The sequence below is a fragment of the Butyrivibrio sp. INlla16 genome (assembly GCF_900104155.1).
Taxonomy (GTDB): domain Bacteria; phylum Bacillota; class Clostridia; order Lachnospirales; family Lachnospiraceae; genus Butyrivibrio.
In genome coordinates this window covers 14,494-33,170 of record NZ_FMYB01000033.1, presented here as the reverse complement: position 1 = coordinate 33,170, position 18,677 = coordinate 14,494, and the positions used below count along the sequence as shown (strand labels likewise).

The window sequence follows — 18,677 nt, the reverse complement described above, 5'->3', positions numbered from 1 at the left end:
ATCCGTCAGCTTCGCTGACACCTTCTCCTGAGGAGAAGGCATTATTTATTATGATGCCTTGTAGGCGCTCTTCATGTTCTTTACAAATTCTCCGACCTTGGCAGGTGCATCCTTGCCGTTCTGTTCAATGATGCGGACGATTGCGGATCCTACGATCGCACCATCTGAGATCTCTGCCATGTTTGAGGCCTGCTCGGGAGTCGAGATTCCAAATCCGACTGCGCAGGGAACATCGGTGACCTTTCTTATCTGATCAACCAGGTCCTTAACGTTGGTTGTTATGGATGTTCTGGTTCCTGTAACGCCAAGGCTTGATACGATGTAGATAAATCCCTTTGCTTCCTTTGCGATCATTGCAATTCTGTCCTCGGAGGTGGGAGCCACCATTGAAATAAAATCAACTCCGTAGGTGCCGGCTGATTTATCGAACTCACTCTTTTCCTCAAAAGGCACATCGGGAAGTATCACTCCGTCCATTCCGATCTTTTGGCACTTTTCAAAAAATCTGTCCATTCCATAGGAGAAGATCACATTGGCGTAGGTCATGAAAACCATAGGCACCGTTATCTCACTGCGGATTTCTTCTACCATGGCAAAGATGTCATCGGTGGTTATGCCGTTTTTCAGTGCTCTTATGTTGGCTCCCTGAATCACCGGGCCCTCGGCTGTGGGATCTGAAAATGGAATGCCAAGTTCGATGAGGTCAGCGCCGTTTTTCTGAAGCTCTCTTAAGATGTTCTTGGTTGTATCAAGGTCGGGATCCCCGCAGGTCACAAATGGAATGAATGCTTTTTTATTATTGAAAGCCTCTGCTATTTTACTCATGGATGTCCTCCCCTCTGTATCTTGCGATAGCGGCGCAGTCCTTGTCGCCTCTTCCTGAAATGGTTATTACTATTATCTCGTCCTTGCTCATTGTCGGAGCAATCTTTATTGCGTGAGCCACAGCATGTGCTGACTCAATCGCAGGAATTATTCCCTCTGTCTTGGAGAGGTACTCAAATGCGTTAACCGCTTCATCATCAGTTACGGGCACATACTGAGCTCTTCCTGTGTCATGAAGGTTTGCGTGCTCAGGTCCGATTCCGGGATAATCAAGTCCTGCGGAAATCGAGTAAACAGGAGCTATCTGTCCGTACTCATCCTGGCAGAAATAAGACTTCATACCATGGAAAATTCCGAGTTTTCCGGTATTGATGGTAGCTGCTGTCTCAAAGGTATCAATGCCTCTTCCGGCAGCTTCGCAGCCAATCAGCTTAACATCTTTATCTTCTATAAAATTGTAGAAGGTTCCGATGGCATTTGATCCGCCGCCTACACAGGCCATGACCACATCGGGAAGTCTTCCTTCCTTTTCAAGAATCTGATCTTTTATCTCTTTTGAGATAACTGCCTGGAAGTCTCTTACGATTGTCGGGAAAGGATGAGGTCCCATAACAGATCCAAGACAGTAATGTGTGTCGTCGATTCTTGAGGTCCACTCTCTCATCGCTTCTGACACCGCATCCTTAAGGGTTGCTGTACCTGAAGTTACAGGGATTACCTCTGCGCCTAGAAGTCTCATTCTGTATACGTTGAGAGCCTGTCTCTTGGTATCCTCTTCTCCCATAAAGACAACGCATTCCATTCCCATGAGAGCAGCAGCTGTTGCGGTTGCTACGCCGTGTTGACCTGCGCCTGTCTCTGCGATAAGTCTTGTCTTTCCCATCTTCTTAGCAAGAAGTGCCTGACCAAGAACGTTGTTTATCTTGTGTGAACCTGTGTGGTTGAGATCCTCTCTCTTGAGATATATCTTTGCTCCGCCAAGGTCCTTGGTCATCTTCTCAGCATAGTAGAGCCTTGAAGGTCTGCCTGCATATTCATTTAAAAGTTCTGTGAGTTCCCTGTTGAACTCGGGATCGTTTTTATAATGGTTGTAGGCTTTCTCAAGCTCTATTACAGCATTCATGAGTGTCTCGGGGATGTACTGTCCGCCGTGTACACCGAATCTTCCGTTTGTGTTGGTCATTGTTCTTCTCCTATTCCCCTCATCCGGCGCTTCGCGCCACCTTCTCCCAGTGGGAGAAGGCTTAGAATAGAGGTTAGTCATTTCTTATTAATTGATAGAATAAAACTCATCTTCTCCTCATCCTTTACGCCGTCAGTCTCTATTCCGGAGCTGACATCGATGGCGTAAGGCTTTATGTCTGTTACGGCTTCCTCAATATTTGCAGTGTTTATTCCACCTGCCAGGAAGTATGGTCTTGTGATCTTTTTTAGTATTTCCCAGTTGAAAGCTGTTCCTGTACCCTGCCCTGAGTCGATAAGCACTATGTCAGCAGATGATGCTTCAACCTCTTTCAAAAAATCTGCTGTTCCATTTTTAGTACAGTTATAATTTTTTATCTGAAAAGCTTTTATGATTTTTGCAGCTGTCAGTTTTCTTAGCTGTCCAATATATTTCTCATCTTCATTTCCGTGGAGCTGTATTATGTCGATGATGTTTTCGTTTGCAAGTCCTGCAATGAACTCCGGTTTTTCATCAACAAATACCCCGACTGCTTTTATGTTAGAATCAAGCTTTTCCTTTAGTTTTTTTGCTTCCTCCGGCTCCACGTTTCGCTTACTCTTTTTGAAAAATACGAAACCTATATAGTCGGGCTTAAGCCTGTTTACAATTTGGATATCTTCGGGTCTCGTGAGACCACAAAATTTTGTCTTTATCATAGGCCCCTCATCCGCCCTTCGGGCACCTGTCTTCGCTCCGCTCCGGTCCGCGCTAAGCCGACGTCCCCAAGGGGAAGGCAGTATTCTTTAGTATCTTAGTTCGGCGAGCATTGCCTTTTTATCAGATGCTCTCATAAGTGTTTCACCGATAAGTACCGCATCAACTCCGGCTTCTCTAAGGCGTTTTATATCCTCTGCGGTTTTGATGCCGCTCTCTGAGACATAGATCACGTCCTCCGGAATCAGTTTTCTAAGTCGCATGCTATTTGTCGTATCAACCGAAAAGTCCTTGAGATTTCTGTTGTTTACTCCGATTATTCTTGCTCCGGCATCGATGGCACTCTCAATCTCTTTTTCATCATGAGTTTCAACAAGTGCGGATAAGCCAAGCTCATCGCAGATATTTATGTACTCTCTGACTGCCTCTTTCTCAAGGATTGAACATATGAGAAGGACTGCCGATGCTCCGAGAGTCTTTGCTTCGAAAATCATGTACTCATCCACAGTGAAATCTTTTCTTATGCAGGGGATACTGACCGCCTGTGTTATCTCCTTAAGATATCTGTCATCTCCCAGGAACCACTTTGGTTCGGTAAGGACCGAAATACAATCGGCTCCTGCTTTTTCATAATCCTTTGCAATCTCAAGATAAGGAAAATCCTCTGCTATAAGTCCCTTGGAAGGAGAAGCTTTTTTGCACTCACATATAAAGGATATGTCTTCATTTTTCAGAGCTCTCTCAAAAGCGAAATCGCCTTTAGGGAGGTTCTCTGCCTCTCTTCGTAAATCAGAGGCAGAGATTGTTTTTTTATTTTGATCGCAGCGTACGCGGGCGTATTCTGCGAGTTCGTCAAGTATTGTCATTTTCGCTCCTTGTCCCCCAAGGGGAAGGCTTGTTTATGCAGTCATTTCTACTGATTTATTACTTACTTCAATTAGTTTCTCAAGTGTCTCGGTTGCCTTGCCGGAATCGATGATCTCTGCTGCAAGCTTAATTCCGTCTGCAAAGCTTTCTGCTTTACCGCCGATATATAGTGATGCACCTGCGTTCATGAGAACCGCATCTCTCTTGGGGCCCTTGGCTCCTGCAAGAATTTCTCTTGTGATCTTGGCGTTTTCTTCAGGTGTACCGCCCTTAAGATCTTCTTTGGTGCAGCTTGTAAGTCCGAAATCTTCAGGCTTTATCATGTAAGTCTTGAACCATCCGTCCTTGATTTCGCAAACCTTGGTAGGTGCACTTAAGGATATTTCATCAAGCTTATCCATTCCGTATACAACCATGCCTCTCTTTACACCAAGGCTTACAAGCACCTGTGCCAGTGGCTCAACAAGATATTCATCATATACGCCAAGGAGCTGCATTTTGGGTGAACCGGGATTGGTAAGAGGTCCAAGGATGTTGAAAACAGTTCTGAATCCAAGCTCTTTTCTGATAGCACCGACGTACTTCATTGATGTGTGATATTTCTGAGCAAAGAAGAAGCACATTCCTACTTCATTAAGAAGCTCTATGCACTTTTCGGGATCCTGCTGGATGTTAACTCCGAGAGCTTCGAGGCAGTCAGCAGTTCCGCAGCTTGAAGATGCTGCTCTGTTTCCGTGCTTTGCAACCTTCATTCCGCCTGCTGCCGCAACGAGTGCTGAGGTTGTTGAGATATTGAAGCTGTGAGCGTTGTCACCGCCAGTACCAACAATCTCAAATATATCCATTCCTGTATCTACCTTGGTTGCGTGGTCTCTCATGGCTGCCGCACATCCTGCGATTTCCTCGGTTGTCTCTGCTCTTGCGCTCTTTGTTGAGAGTGCTGATAAGAATGCTGCATTCTGAGTGGGTGTTGTCTCGCCGCCCATTATTTCGTTCATTACAGCGTATGCCTCATCATATGTGAGATCCTCTTTGTTTACGATTTTTACGATTGCCTCTTTAATCATGTTCCTTTCCTCCTTTTAAGCCGGTCGGAGTCAGATAACATATTAAAAATCTCGCTCCGATTGCTCACGCAAAATCGCTCGAATTTCTAATACGTTATCTTCCCCCCAACTATTCTTTGTATTTAGGGATTGTACTTGTTCAGTTTCTTGCTATTACAAGGTTTGAGCCAATAAAAAAATCCTTGACAGAAATATATTTCTGTCAAGGACGAATAATCTATTATCCGCGGTGCCACCTTGAATTCATAGCTATGTGCTACGCGCTTAGCAGGATACCAACATATCCCCGACAACTGACGTATGCCATCACGTTACGATATACTCAGCAATTACTCACTTTTGTATCGTACCCTCAGCGGTCCATTTGATAACTTGTTTCTTACCCGGCTCTCACCACCCCGGACTCTCTGTGTAGGCATCATTACCTTTATCTCCGCTTCATCGGTTTAAAGTATTAACTTGTTATACATAATAATGTCTGTGAAATAAATTGTCAACAACTTTTTTAGTTTCTCTCATCAAAATATGGTAAGATATTAAAGCGTTTGCTGGAATTATGCGTAAAGATGCTGCAGCAGAAAATCCCGGGGATACCAACTATGATGATGAAGTAGCCACTGATGAGACTATCGATAGCTCAGTTGCCACCGAAGACAAATCCGATGACAATTCCGATGTAGCTTCAAATGATACTACGGATGAGACTGCAGGCGATCAGGATATGGATAACACCTTAGCTTCCGATCCCGGGACTACAGAAAAAGATAGCGAAAGCAGCAATACATCTGCCAATACAGCAAGCTATCTGAATGCAGATGCACAGGCAACTCTTGATAAGCTTGAATCTGATTACAACAAAGTAAAATGGGGTGTTCAGTATTCTCCCACCGGTATGGATTACCTTGTAATCTCCGTAACACCTTTCTACATCGAAGATGATTATCATCTCATTGTTGGCGTAACAAATCTGTATAACAAGGCTATTGTTTTTGACGGAACCGGTTATGCGAAGGGTTCTTCCGGAGAGAATATTGGCGAGTTTTCACTTTATGAATCAGCTATAGGCCCCGGAAACACAGCAATTTTTGATGTTCCTTGCACTGATGTTCCTACAGGTGAGATTCACTGGGATGAAATCCAGATACCTGACTCCAGCTTTAAAGATGCATACTGGGAATGTGACTGGGCTATCGGTACAGATAACGGTGATCTGAAGATTGATTATTCAGTGTATTCAGCCGATAAATTCACACCCGGATATATTAAGGCACTGGTTCTCGATAAGGACGGCTATGTAATTGATTACGTCTATGATTACAGCGCAGACGAAGGCAAATCAATCACCGGAACCTTACAGTTCTATAAATCCGAATTTAATGGCACTTGCGCTGATGTAGCATTCTTTGTAAATCCTACAATTGTAGAATAAAGCGCATACAAAAAAACGAAGAGTCAGTTGGGATTGTGATACAATTCCCGACTGACTCCTTTTTTATCTTTATATAGCGATCACGACCTAATTCGAAGCCAGTTCCGGCTTTATTACCATCCAAAAAAGAACAGCTGCAATAACCACTGATATGACATCCGAACCGAGCTGAGCGGAAATGACTCCCATGTAGCCGAAAAGTGCGGAGAATACAGCTATTACTGCTGCGTACACAACTCCCTGCCTGCAAAGTGACAAAATAAGAGCAGGAAGTCCCTTACCCATGGACTGGAAAGTACAAATTGTCACAAGACCTAGTCCCATCAGTACCATTCCGGGCATCTGGAGGCGCAACATCAAAGCTCCCTGAGATATGAGTGCCTCATCCTTTAAAAATGCTTTCATGCAAAGCGGCGCCAAAATCGCAACTACTGTTGCCAGAACTGCAGCTGTACCTGCAACAATCCTGTAGGCGAAGGAAAGAACCTTGCGCAGACGCTCCTTCTTACCGGATCCGTATATATATCCTGTAAGCGGCTGTCCGCCAAAGGCAAGTCCCACGATTATCAACATGACTATATTTACAATTTTTATTACAATTCCCATAACGGCAATGGAATCACTTCCGTAAGCCGACAATGCACGATTAGTAAGTGTAATTCCAAGTGTCTGAGTAAAATTCGTTACCGATGCGGGAAGACCTACTGCAAAGATTTTTGCAAGTTCACCTTCCTTAAGGCCAAAATCACGGGGATCAACCGACAAACCATCACATTTTGCTGCTATGAACCAAAATGCATACACATCTGAGCAAACATACCCTATAACTGTAGCTATAGCCGCGCCTGCAGCTCCCAAGCCAAATCCGAAGATGAAAACCGGATCAAGAACCATATTGACCACGGCACCGATTATTGAACAAATCATGGATGCATTGGGCTGACCAACCGTCCTTAGCATATTGGATAAAACGAGCGATGCCATAATAAGAGTACTGCCAAGAACAATAAACTGATAATACTGCCCTGCATAGCTCATGGTTCCCTCATCAGCCCCCAGAAATGTCAGTACCGGTCGCTGAAAAAGCATAAGAAGCATTGTCATTATGATTCCAAATGCAACTGAGCCATACAGACAAAAAACGCTCAGCCTCTTTCCGTCCTCTCCTTTTCCTGCTCCAAGAAGTCTCGAAATATAAGAGGTTCCTCCCAGTGCAAACATATCACCAAATGCAAGGAACAATGTAAACAGAGGAGCACAGATAGATACTCCCGCGATAAGTGCCGTGTTTCCCGTCAACGCTATAAAGTATGTATCAACCATACTGTAAACAAGTGACACCACCATACTGAGTACAACAGGAATTGCCAGCTTCAAATATGCGGTTCTTATCGGTGCTTTCTCAAATAATTCGTTACTCATCTATCCTTTACAATAGGCTCAATCTGTGAAATCAGATTGTCGATGTGCTCAAATACACTGCTCTTTGTTGTTCCAAGGGAATTAACGCGTTCAAGCTGTCTAACAAGAGCATCATACTTGCTGTTGATATCAGAAAAGCTGCTGCCGATTCTGTTAAGCTCATCGGAAGCTGTATCAGCAGTATCTGAAATCTCCTGCTGAACCGCATTTGCTCCGTTTGCACTTTCGATAATTTCATCAAAGGTAGCGTTGGTCTCGTCAACCTCTTCAATGCTCTTATCCATAGCTGCTATAGAGTTCTGAATATTCTGAGAGAGTTTTTCACTCTCTTCTCCTGCTGCCTCGATAGAAGCATTAACCTGGCTGATCATGACCTTAATCTCATCAGCAAGTTCTCTTACTTCGGTAGCAACTACCGCAAAGCCTTTTCCTGCAGCTCCTGCTCTTGCAGCCTCAATTGAAGCATTAAGTGCAAGCAGATTGGTCTGGGTTGCGATTCCGATAATCTTCTTCATATAATCGGAAATCTGATCGACCGCACTCTTAAAGTTTTCATAGCTCTGTGTCATTTCATCAAAAGTGGCACGTACTTCATTGGAACTGTCCTTCAGCTCTGAAACTTTATTCTGAGCATTCTGAACGCTATTTAAAATATTGACCTTAACGTCCTCGAATTTACCTGCACTGTCATTTACTGCCGCAAACATCTCATTGAATGCGTCCATCTGATCGTGAAGCTGAGTGTTGCTTTCGATTACATCCTCAATAGCTTCACCCATATCATGAATTTCAGTAAGTGAAGTAACTTCATTTTCCACGAGTTCGCGCTGGAATTTCTTAACAGAATCCGCTATGTAAATAAGGGATTCGCGCTTTTCATCATCCGCTGCGGATTTCGGAGCTGCAACAGTTTCTGCGATTTCTTCTGTTTTTTTCTTAAAAATATCTGTCAGCATATTTCTATCTCCCTCATTCAAATACTATACAGGTCATTGTCTGATTAACGAACTGTGTATTGTAATGCTCTCCGAATCCGATAAGCCCGCAGGAAGGTCCAAGCGAAGCAATTTTTGACAGGTACGTATTCAGCTCGCCTCTTTCCTTCAGTACCAGATATCTGAAGATGCAGTTAACGGAATAGATGCATGAAATCCTTGAAAAATCATTTCTGATCTTATCAATCGTATGCTGAGCAACCTCCATGGGATCTCTCATTTCAAGGAGCGTCAGGATATCTGAATCGTTTATCTGTCTGTAGAGAATAAGTCCGCTTCCCGATACATCCTTTATAGAACAAATGCAGACATCATTACCTATCATCTTTCCAAGAGGATTCTGGAAGGTCTGGTCTATAATCTGCTTATCGCTTGTCGCGCCGGTGAGATCCATGTATACCTGTTTGGAGGAACGTCCGTTGAGTTCTCCAAGGTAATACTTAGCCTTATCTGTCTTTGATGCGATAAGCTGCCTGTTATCCTTGGGCTCATAAATGTTTTCCTTATAGGCCTTAACCTTGCCGCCTTCATTTCTTACTACCGCATAGGTCATGGCATCCTCATAGATTTTGCCGTCTACAGCAACCTTTCCGGCATCACCTGTCGCACCCATAACCTGAAGGTTATATTTATCAATAAGTCCGCGAAGAGTTGTAAGAACCGCTGCATCATTTCCTGCGCAAAAATCGATTATCGCAGTATTCTCTTTTCCCGGTCTGATTTCCTCTATATCCTCTTCAAGCCTTCCGATATAGCGGGCAGGCATTTTGGATACCTTCTCAAGGACTCCGGTCTTAACCTTAACGCCCTCAGTGAAAGCAGTAACAATAAGCCCACTCTCCTGAATCGAAGAGTCGTAGCCCATACCTACGCAGCCAATGCTGGGAACACCCGGATATTTCTTTTCAATCTCCGCTACATTTGCATCAAAGTGCTTCTCATCACTTGTGAATAGAATAAGCTTGGGTCCGGATAATCCTCTTGTAGCTTCCGATACATCAGCTGATGAACTTTTCGCGTTAAACATTTTCATAAGGCATATACTCCTTACACTCTGGCATCTTAATACAAAAGTCTGCCGCATAAATTGTTATCACACTACATAAGCGCAGAAAATTAAAACATAATTTCTCAACTTAACATAAATGATAACATTCTTTTATATAGGGTAACAATGCCCTAAAAACTATATTTCATTAAAGAATCTATTAAAATTTCATAAACACCCCATACAAAAATATAGAAAAAAAACATCCTTTGAGATTATTTATAAATCTCAAAGGACGTCTTGCTTGATTCAGACCGTTTAAATATGTATCCAGAATTTAGTAAATACATTTAAATTTGTTGTTGCAAATATTTCCTATAGGACTGTTTCTCCTTACAAAATCGATAACCAGATCCGGCATTTCATCAGGATAGGTCCTTATGGTCTTAGCCTTACCGATGCTCGAATACCCTCCGGTTCCTGTCGCCCTGTAGTTACTGGTTACCAGCGTATAGGTCTCATCATCGGACAATTCTGTTCCATCCAGCTTTCTCATAACGACCACTCTGTCGCCCACAGGTCTTCTGATATCAAATTCATACCAGAGTCCTGCATAGATATCGTAATTATAATGTTCAACCTTGGGCTGAAGAAATGCTTCTGAAATCTTTACTTCACCGGTAGTCTCATCATAATCATAATATTCTGCTGATCTCTCAAGGGCCGCCCTCAGATCAGCTTTGGTCATCTCCTTGACCTCCTCAGTGTTGGCAAACTGATAAATTCCAAGTACATCTCTGACCGTTATATCCTTGTGCAGTCCAAGCGGCTCATTTGAGAGACTTGTGCATGAAAAGTCAGCGCCTGTAAGCTCAAGCTGAACCTGATTAAAAATAGCAGCAACTCTGCTTCCTTTAAGAGCAACATCCAACTTCTTCTCAGGAAGAATCTCCTCTTCAAGGCTTCCGATGGGCTCATCAAGCCATACCTGGAGCTTCTCGTTCATCTCCTTAAGTCCCGGATTCTCAGCCTGTATTTTATCAAAATCCGCATACTCTTTTTCCACGGGGATAAGATATGATACAACGCTCCATCCACCGGAGGTTCTGGTACTTCCCTTCAAAACCTTCTCATCACTGTCGCCCACATAATCGGCATCAATAACGCAATACCTCATCGCCTTATCCGGAGGCTGAACACCAAAGGTTCCATCCAGGAATATTCCCTCTATCGGCAGATGCTGATGCCCCGTAAGAATTATGTCAAAATCAAGTTCTCTGGCAATCCTGCAGGCCTGATTCTCATCCGATTCCGAGAGTTTATCGCCTGTGGTCATATCTTCCTCAAAGCCGCCGTGATAGATACAAACAGTGATATCACACTGTCCCTTCAGCTCGGCAAGTTCATCCTTTAAAACCGCTACCGGATCTGTAATCTCAAAATTGACGAGATTTTTCTTCTGCTCCCATACGTTTACATAGCTTGTTACAGCACCTGTAATTCCAACCCTGGTCCCGTCCTCAAGAGTTTTAACTATGTGCTTCTTTATTCCAAGGTCACCTTTTTTGTCAGTCACATTGGCGCACACAAGAGTAGCTTTCATAGCTTTGGCAAAATCCCTGATTGCTTCATAACCAAAATTGAAATCGTGATTCCCCAATGTGTAGCAATCCAGTCCCATGGCATTAAAGCCCTCAGCCATAGGATTAAGCTCATACTCATCCATGTGGCTAAGATAATAGGCTAAAAGCGGCGTTCCCTGAAGGCTGTCACCGCCGTCTATAACCAGTGTATTACCGTCTTTTTCCTTCTCACCCTTCATCTGGGCCGCTATGCCAAAAAGTCCTGAGTTTTCATGGCTGTTTGTAGCATAGTTGATTGGAAAGACGTGTCCGTGTGTGTCTGAAGTGAAAATTATTCGCATGGTTCCCCTCATCCGTCAGCTTCGCTGACACCTTCCCCCTTAGGGGGAAGGCATTATTTTAGTTCAACTTCTCCTTATGAAAAGTTTAATTTATACTTTATCCTCTTGTTAGTTTAACTCTAATTTGTGTAGAAATATACTCTATTATGAGAATTAGTACAATAAGTCCGGCGAGGATAGCGCCTGCTTCGTTCCATTTGTAGGAATTCATTGCGAAAATAAGAGGTGCACCAAAACCACCGGCTCCAACCATACCAAGGATTGTAGCGTCTCGAAGGTTGATATCGAATCTGTAAATTGCTGTTGATGCAAAGTTGGGTAAGAGCTGAGGCAAAATACCATAGCGGATCTTCTGCCAGGTATCACAACCTGCAGCATCAAGAGACTCTACAACACGAGTATCGAGATCCTCTATTGCCTCGATGTACATCTTACTAATCATTCCGACGGAGCACACGCCCATTGTGAGAAGACCCGCGAAAGGTCCGGGGCCAGTAACGCGGATAAACATAAGGCCATACACAACTGCCGGTATTGTGCGGACAGCCATAATAATGATTCTGCCAACAAAAGCTATCGGCTTAGGTGTAAGATTTGATGCTGATATGAAGGCAAGCGGAACTGAAAGTATAGCTCCGACAATTGTTCCAAGGAATGCGATACATATAGTCTCGAGCATAAGGTAAGGAACGCCTTTTGTAGTCAGGTTAAAAAGGAAGGACAGATCCGGCTGGAATATTCCCTTTATGATATTCAGGGCTATCTCTCCGCCATCCATTGTGGTTCCTGCAGTTTCGACAGCAGTTCCGCTCCAGATCATAAGTCCTACAAATATAATTGCAATAGCAAGATGATAGATCCATGTGCGTGGACGCTTTTCATATGCTTCTTTAATTCTTTGATTCATAATTATCTCCTAATAAAAATAACCGGGTTCAAAAACTCACCAAGTCCTCTAAGCAGTAAACTTATACAAGCTTCTTACGGAGCATTCTGCTGATTGACTCAATGATAAATACTGCTATGAAAAGTGCAACAAGCACGGTTCCCACGCTTGAATACTCTCTCCAGGAGATTTTTTCATTAAGAATAAGACCGATACCGCCTGCTCCTACATATCCGAGAACAGCTGCATATCTTACGTTACCCTCAAAGTTAAAGAGGCAGTTTGAAAGATAGAACGGAAGAACCTGCGGAACAATTGCAGATATAAATGCTCTCGCCTTTGTTGCTCCCATAGCTTCCATAGCCTCGAACGCTCCCATGTCTACAGTCTCAATCTCTTCGTAGGTGAGCTTACCGATATATGCAAAGGAAAATACCGCAATCGCAAAAGTACCCGCGAGGGTTCCGAGTCCGAAAACCAGTGTTGCTACAAGCGCTGTAACCAGTGTGGGGAGAGTTCTTATGAGTGAAAACATAACTCTTATTACTGATACAACCACCTTATTGGGGCATACGTTAGTACTTGCAAGCATTGCAAAAGGTACTGATAAAAGCGCTCCCAGAGCTGATCCCAGAAGTGACATTTTTATAGTGTCGAAAAGAGGTGACCACACCTTCTCAATATAAGAAACGTTAGGCGGGAACATCTCTCCCAGAATTACAAAAAACTGTCCGATTCGCTCGGATAATATCTTCATATCAAAGCCTGTGACTTTTACGGAAACAGCACACATAAGAAAAACAAGAATAAAATAAACCGGCATTCTTGATGCTTTCTTTTCCACAGTCTTCCCATTAGGCAGTGTATATACTTTAGGCTTGAAAATCTTATCGTATATGCTCACTGTAATCACCCCTCTTCATCCTGGACATTGCCCTGTGCATCCACTTTTCCCTTATAGATAAGGCTGAGTACCTCCTTATCTACTTCGCCGGCAGGACCGTCGTATACAATCTCTCCTTCTCTGATTCCAACGACTCTTGTAGCATATTGAAGCGCGAGATCTACGTGGTGAATATTGATAAGAATTGAAATATTCATCTCTTCGTTAATGCGCTTAAAGTCGTCCATAACCTGCTTGGCAGTTACGGGATCAAGAGCAGCAACCGGCTCATCCGCAAGAATTATCTGCGGACTCTGTGCAAGAGTTCTCGCAAGGGCAACTCTCTGCTGCTGACCACCTGAAAGCTGATCTGCACGAACAAAAGCCTTGTCAAGGATCCCAACCTTATCAAGACACTCAAGAGCCTTCATCTTTTCATCCTTTGTATATATGCCAAAGGTAGATCTAACCCAAGGCATATCCGGAACAAATGCTGTAAGAACGTTCTTGATTACGGTAGTTCTTGTGATCAGGTTGAAGGACTGGAATATCATACCAATCTTTCTGCGAAACCTTCTGAGCTGCTTTCCGGACAGACTCATCACATCAACATCATCCACGGTGAGTTTTCCGCTCGTAACATCGTGCATCCTGTTGATGGTACGAATAAGTGTGGATTTACCTGCACCTGAAAGTCCGATAATTGCTACAAATTCTCCCTGCTCAATCTCGAGATTAACATGCTTTAAGCCCTCGAAACCATTGGGATATTTTTTTCCTACATCTTCAAACCTGATCATGATATTTCTCCTGAATTCTTACAAAATCAATTATATTAGGCTGGCCTATTGTATCCCCTCATCCGTCAGCTGCGCTGACACCTGTCTTCACTCCGTTTTGGTCCGCGCTGAACCGACGTCCCCTGGACGTCGAGCGCCCCCAAGGGGAAGGCAAAAACATAATAAAACAGGGAAGGTATCCTAAAACACCTTCCCTTTGTGTACTATATTATGACTGAAACCGGTGTTAGTTCATAGACTTGATAAGTTCCTGCGCAGCTCTCTCAGCGTCGTAATCTGCTGAATTAGCCTCTACATAACCGTTGTGGTTGTAGATTGAGATAACTTCTTTTCCTGCGTCTGAATTGCCGATATTGATAAATGCAGTCTTGAGCGCAGCCTTGAAAGCATCATCCATAACAGGAGATGTCTTGCTTACGCTGATTGTATCATTGTAAATACCGTCTGTTACACCAATTACGTTTGTCTCATCCCAGATGCTGGCTTCTCTGCCGTAATCTGTTGTCCACTTGTCCTCGTTGTCACGTCTTGCATCAGCATAGCAGCAAACAACATCGATCTGGCCTGAAGCAAGTCTTGCAAATGCATTACCGTAAGAGTCAGCCTGTACAGCGTGTGAAAGATCTGTTACATGCTTCTCATAGTTTGCCTGAAGCCAAAGTGAAGGATAAATATATCCTGCAGAAGATGAAGAGTTCATTACGCTCCAGTTAAGTCCGTCGAGGTCTTCCCATGTAAGGCTCTCACCGTTGTTAACCTTCTCAGCTACAGCCTGACCTGCCTCTGAAGGACCTGCAATGATAAGTCCGCGGTAGAAAGTAACCTGATCCTCTGTGGGCTCTGTGGGCTTGTTGTCATTCCAATCCTTAGCATTGGGGCTCTCGATTGAAAGACCGTCTCTTGTTGCTGTAAGAAGAACATCGCAGCCATCCTCGTAAAGAACAAAGGTACCGCCGGGGATAAGTCCGATATCGATAGTGCCTGCTGAAAGTCCCTCACCAACAGCCTCATAGCTTGTTCCAACAGTGATGTCAACTGTACCAACCTCATAGCCAAGGCCTGCAAGCTCGTCTGTAAGGAGCTGCTTAAGGGGCTCAGTAGCTGTTACGATCTCATCGGGCTCACGTGAAGGTACAAAACCGATTGTAAGCTTATCAATCTTAACTGTCTCAGCGGGTGCTGCAGCAGTCTCTGTGTCTTCTGTAGCCTCTGTAGCCTCTGTTGTCTGAGTCTCAGTAGCTGTGTCTGTTGTCTTAGCTCCGCAGCCTGCAAGCATTGTGATTGTGCTGACACCTGCGATCATCATTGCTAATAATCTCTTCATAATTCCTCCTGCTAAAAAATATTCCTTTTTTTCGTAAAAAGAGCCCATGCAGAATCCCCACATGAGCTCCATACAACAACCATTAAAATTATATTTAACTTACAAATTAATGTCAACGAGATGATGTTTCGGAAAATATTAAGATATTCTTAAGTTTCCAAATTACTTAGCAGCAACTTCTCTTGTTGCCACAACATCAACTCCGGTTCCCGCAACATTTTTTACCACAACATCGCCGATGTGGACGGGTGCTTTAACACATGCATCATCAATTTCTTTCATGCATTGGAAAATCTTATCCTTCGGGATATTGGATGCAGTTTTAACTGATACGCGGGGCTTGTCTCCTCCCTCGATAACTGCAGTACTTGTGACTGTGCGCTCGGGATGAGTAACCTCATTTCTTGCATACTTATCACCAATGGCGCAGGTGTTGCCCTTTACGGCTATAACTTCGCCCTCTTCCAATTCTACTGTGATCTGGCAGCCCATGGGGCAGCCAATACATGTAAGTTCTCTTTTTTCCATGATCAGTCCTCCGCCTCAATCTTGATTGTTATCTTCTTCGGAGAAGCTTCCTGAAGCTTTGTCTTCTGAAGTATTACCTGTTCCATCTCTCCGGGAGCCATGATGCGCTTTTTATTGTGCATAACACGCTCATCATCGAAGTAAACACTAACGTATGAATCCTTGTAAACAGCACCTACACGGAATCTTACAGTAAGAAGATCATCCATGCGATCAACGTTAATTGTTGAAGGAACTGTGTAGCGGGCTCCGTCTGTAGCAAAAAGTTCTACCACTTTATCTCCGGCTGTCTCGCCGCCCTTTACGAACGTGGCTGCGTTTGCACCAGCTCTTGTTGCTTCTTCAGAAACGTAGTCAACAAGGTCATGAACATGAAGAACGTTACCGCAAGCGAATACTCCAGGAATGTTGGTCTCAAGAGACTCATTAACAACAGGTCCTGATGTAACAGGATTCATCTCCACGCCTGCATTTCTTGAAAGTTCGTTCTCGGGAATAAGTCCGCAGGAAAGAAGAAGTGTATCACATGTATAGCGCTCTTCTGTTCCAGGTATGGGCTTCATATTTTTATCAACCTCAGCAATTGTAACTGCTGTAAGGTGCTCTTTTCCTTCAATATCCACAACAGTGTGTGAAAGCTTAAGCGGAATGCCAAAGTCATCGAGACACTGAACGATGTTTCTCTTAAGTCCGCCGGAATAAGGCATAAGCTCTGCAACAACCTTAACCTTTGCTCCCTCGAGAGTCATACGTCTTGCCATAATAAGTCCGATATCACCGGAACCGAGGATAACTACCTCGCGGCCCGGCATATAGCCTTCCATATTTACAAGTCTCTGTGCAGTACCTGCTGAGAAAATGCCTGCCGGACGATATCCGGGAATATTGAGTGCTCCTCTCGGACGCTCTCTGCAACCCATTGCAAGGATAACAGCACCAGCCTTTATCTGATACATTCCGTCCTCACGGCTCATTGCCGTAACAACGCGGTCAGCTGAGATATCCATTACCATGGTATGAAGTCTGTACTCGATCTTTTCATCAAGAACCTGATCGATGAAACGCTGTGCATACTCGGGACCTGTGAGCTCCTCCTTGAAGGTGTGAAGTCCAAATCCGTTGTGAATACACTGATTAAGTATTCCACCAAGTTCTCTGTCACGCTCTAATATAAGAATTTTATCTACTCCTGCTTTTCTAGCGGAGATAGCGGCAGCAAGGCCTGCAGGGCCACCACCAACGATTACGATATCATAAGAAGTCATTACTGCTCTCCTCCCTTCTGGTGTTTGGTGCGTTCCATTACAATGTTGGAAGATCCGCCGCTCTTGGTTATTTCTTCATATGAAAGTCCAAGTTCGCGGTGAAGGATTTCCATTGTACGAGGTGAGCAAAAGCCTGCCTGGCATCTTCCCATTCCTGCTCTTGTTCTTCTCTTTACACCATCAAGTGATCTTGCTCCCAAAGGTCTGTGGATCGCATCGAGGATCTCTCCCTCGGAAATAGACTCGCAGCGGCAGATGATGTTGCCGTATGCGGGATTCTTTTTAATAAGTTCATTTCTCTCTTCTACAGAAAGATCTGCAGGATTCATGATGTCTTTTCTTGTGCTCTTCCATTCTTTCTTAGCTGTGAGACTCATCATATCCTTCAGCATATTTCCAACCATCTCACCGATAGCAGGGCTGGATGTAAGTCCGGGTGACTCGATAGCTGCTACGTCGATGAAGTGCTCAGCACCCTTTACCTCTCCGATGATGAACTCATGACGAGCTTCATGCGCACGGAGTCCTGCAAAGGATGTGATAACCTTTTTCATAGGAAGGTTCTTTACATGGTCATTAGCTTTTGCAATAAGATCGTTGATCCCGGCTGCTGTTGTGTTTGTTCCTTCCTTATCCTCAATATCAATAGCTGTAGGTCCTACGATGAGGTTGCCGTGAACAGTAGGTGATACGAGTACGCCCTTACCAAGGTTAGTGGGCTGCGGGAAAATTGTGTGGCTTACATGTCCGCCAACTTCCTTATCGAGCAGGCAGTAATCTCCTCGTCTCGGGATAATCTCTATCTTGTCGTCATCCTGAGAAACCATATTGTGGATTACTCCGGAATAAACGCCTGCTGCATTTACTACATATCTTGAAACATACTCGCCGTTGTTTGTGCGAATATGCCACAATCCGTCTTCCTTCTTCTTAATATCTTCAACCTTAGTATTGAATCTGAAATCAACACCATTCTCATTTGCATTTTCAGCCATAGCGATGCAAAGCTTGAACGGGCAGATAATTCCACCGGTAGGTGCATAGAGAGCACCCTCTACGTTGTCTGAAAGGTTAGGCTCCATCTCAAGAGCCTCCTCGCGGCTAAGAATCTTCATATCCTTAACACCATTCTTGATTCCTCTGTCGTAGAGGTCCTGAAGTCCGGGAAGTGCTTCCTTATGGATGCATACAACCATGGATCCGTTTCTCTTAAATGGAATGTCCAGATCGCGGCAAAGATCATCCATCATCTCATTTCCGCGCACATTCAGTTTTGCCATAAGTGAACCTGCTGCAGCATCAAAGCCTGCATGCACAATTGCGGAATTTGCTTTTGATGTTCCCTCACAAACATCTTCACATTTTTCAAGGACACAGAAGTTGCCTTCATAACGGGAGAGTTCTCTGGCAATCGCGCTTCCCGAAACTCCTGCGCCTATGACAATTACATCATATAACATAATTTTATCTCCTATTTCTTTATTATATTAAGGCCGAAAGGCCTGCCTCCGTTGCTCTCCGTGGCTCATATAATATACTTGCCTTTTTGCCCCGGAGACAGGCCTTTCGGCCCTAGCTACATTAAAAATGGAGTC

At 44.0% G+C, this 18,677-nt stretch carries 17 protein-coding genes; 1 reads left to right on the top strand and 16 read right to left on the bottom strand.

Annotation, left to right across the window (positions count from 1 at the left end; genetic code table 11):
* Positions 1-48: 48 nt before the first annotated feature.
* The 5 genes from trpA to trpD form a co-directional block, all read right to left on the bottom strand.
* Positions 49-825 (bottom strand): tryptophan synthase subunit alpha, encoded by a 777-nt coding sequence (gene trpA, locus BLR42_RS14710; protein ID WP_022760687.1) that lies wholly within the window; start codon positions 823-825, stop codon positions 49-51.
* Positions 818-2,008 (bottom strand): tryptophan synthase subunit beta, encoded by a 1,191-nt coding sequence (gene trpB / locus BLR42_RS14705; protein WP_091870655.1) that lies wholly within the window; start codon positions 2,006-2,008, stop codon positions 818-820. Before trpB ends, trpA begins: the two co-directional genes overlap by 8 nt.
* 77 nt (positions 2,009-2,085) lie before the next feature.
* Complete coding sequence (locus BLR42_RS14700; RefSeq protein ID WP_091870652.1) at positions 2,086-2,706, bottom strand: phosphoribosylanthranilate isomerase; 621 nt, start codon at positions 2,704-2,706, stop codon at positions 2,086-2,088.
* 87 nt (positions 2,707-2,793) lie between these two features.
* On the bottom strand, positions 2,794-3,570 hold the full coding sequence (trpC, locus tag BLR42_RS14695; RefSeq protein WP_091870650.1) for an indole-3-glycerol phosphate synthase TrpC: 777 nt from the start codon (positions 3,568-3,570) through the stop codon (positions 2,794-2,796).
* A gap of 33 nt (positions 3,571-3,603) precedes the next feature.
* On the bottom strand, positions 3,604-4,638 hold the full coding sequence (trpD, locus tag BLR42_RS14690; protein ID WP_091870647.1) for an anthranilate phosphoribosyltransferase: 1,035 nt from the start codon (positions 4,636-4,638) through the stop codon (positions 3,604-3,606).
* Between the two features lie 556 nt (positions 4,639-5,194).
* Here trpD and BLR42_RS14685 point away from each other — a divergent pair.
* The gene (locus BLR42_RS14685; protein ID WP_091870645.1) at positions 5,195-6,067 is read left to right on the top strand and encodes a hypothetical protein; all 873 of its coding nucleotides are present in this window, start codon (positions 5,195-5,197) and stop codon (positions 6,065-6,067) included.
* Positions 6,068-6,154: 87 nt separating this feature from the next.
* Here the strand turns inward: BLR42_RS14685 and BLR42_RS14680 are convergent, their stop codons facing one another.
* The 11 genes from BLR42_RS14680 to BLR42_RS14630 form a co-directional block, all read right to left on the bottom strand.
* A complete protein-coding gene (locus BLR42_RS14680) occupies positions 6,155-7,489 on the bottom strand; it encodes an MATE family efflux transporter (protein ID WP_091870642.1) in 1,335 nt (444 codons plus the stop codon).
* Positions 7,486-8,445: a methyl-accepting chemotaxis protein gene (locus tag BLR42_RS14675; protein ID WP_091870639.1), complete on the bottom strand. Its 960-nt coding sequence runs from the start codon at positions 8,443-8,445 to the stop codon at positions 7,486-7,488. The genes BLR42_RS14680 and BLR42_RS14675 overlap by 4 nt, the downstream gene beginning before the upstream one ends.
* Before the next feature lie 13 nt (positions 8,446-8,458).
* On the bottom strand, positions 8,459-9,517 hold the full coding sequence (locus tag BLR42_RS14670) for an FIST signal transduction protein (protein ID WP_091870636.1): 1,059 nt from the start codon (positions 9,515-9,517) through the stop codon (positions 8,459-8,461).
* A 292-nt stretch (positions 9,518-9,809) separates the two neighbouring features.
* Positions 9,810-11,396, bottom strand: coding sequence for a bifunctional metallophosphatase/5'-nucleotidase (locus tag BLR42_RS14665; protein WP_091870634.1), 1,587 nt, complete (start codon positions 11,394-11,396; stop codon positions 9,810-9,812).
* 97 nt (positions 11,397-11,493) lie between these two features.
* Entirely contained in the window at positions 11,494-12,303 is an 810-nt protein-coding gene (gene phnE / locus BLR42_RS14660; protein WP_091870631.1) for a phosphonate ABC transporter, permease protein PhnE, read from the bottom strand.
* A gap of 61 nt (positions 12,304-12,364) precedes the next feature.
* Complete coding sequence (gene phnE / locus BLR42_RS14655; protein WP_091870628.1) at positions 12,365-13,186, bottom strand: phosphonate ABC transporter, permease protein PhnE; 822 nt, start codon at positions 13,184-13,186, stop codon at positions 12,365-12,367.
* Between the two features lie 5 nt (positions 13,187-13,191).
* The gene (phnC, locus tag BLR42_RS14650) at positions 13,192-13,965 is read right to left on the bottom strand and encodes a phosphonate ABC transporter ATP-binding protein (protein WP_091870626.1); all 774 of its coding nucleotides are present in this window, start codon (positions 13,963-13,965) and stop codon (positions 13,192-13,194) included.
* A 226-nt stretch (positions 13,966-14,191) separates the two neighbouring features.
* A complete protein-coding gene (locus BLR42_RS14645) occupies positions 14,192-15,289 on the bottom strand; it encodes a phosphate/phosphite/phosphonate ABC transporter substrate-binding protein (RefSeq protein WP_091870691.1) in 1,098 nt (365 codons plus the stop codon).
* A 162-nt stretch (positions 15,290-15,451) separates the two neighbouring features.
* Positions 15,452-15,817 (bottom strand): DUF1667 domain-containing protein, encoded by a 366-nt coding sequence (locus BLR42_RS14640; RefSeq protein ID WP_022760699.1) that lies wholly within the window; start codon positions 15,815-15,817, stop codon positions 15,452-15,454.
* Between the two features lie 2 nt (positions 15,818-15,819).
* Positions 15,820-17,082 carry an NAD(P)/FAD-dependent oxidoreductase gene (locus BLR42_RS14635; protein ID WP_091870624.1) on the bottom strand — a complete coding sequence of 421 codons (1,263 nt, stop codon included), beginning with the start codon at positions 17,080-17,082 and terminating at the stop codon, positions 15,820-15,822.
* Complete coding sequence (locus BLR42_RS14630; protein WP_091870622.1) at positions 17,082-18,542, bottom strand: NAD(P)/FAD-dependent oxidoreductase; 1,461 nt, start codon at positions 18,540-18,542, stop codon at positions 17,082-17,084. The genes BLR42_RS14635 and BLR42_RS14630 overlap by 1 nt, the downstream gene beginning before the upstream one ends.
* Between the last annotated feature and the right edge of the window lie 135 nt (positions 18,543-18,677).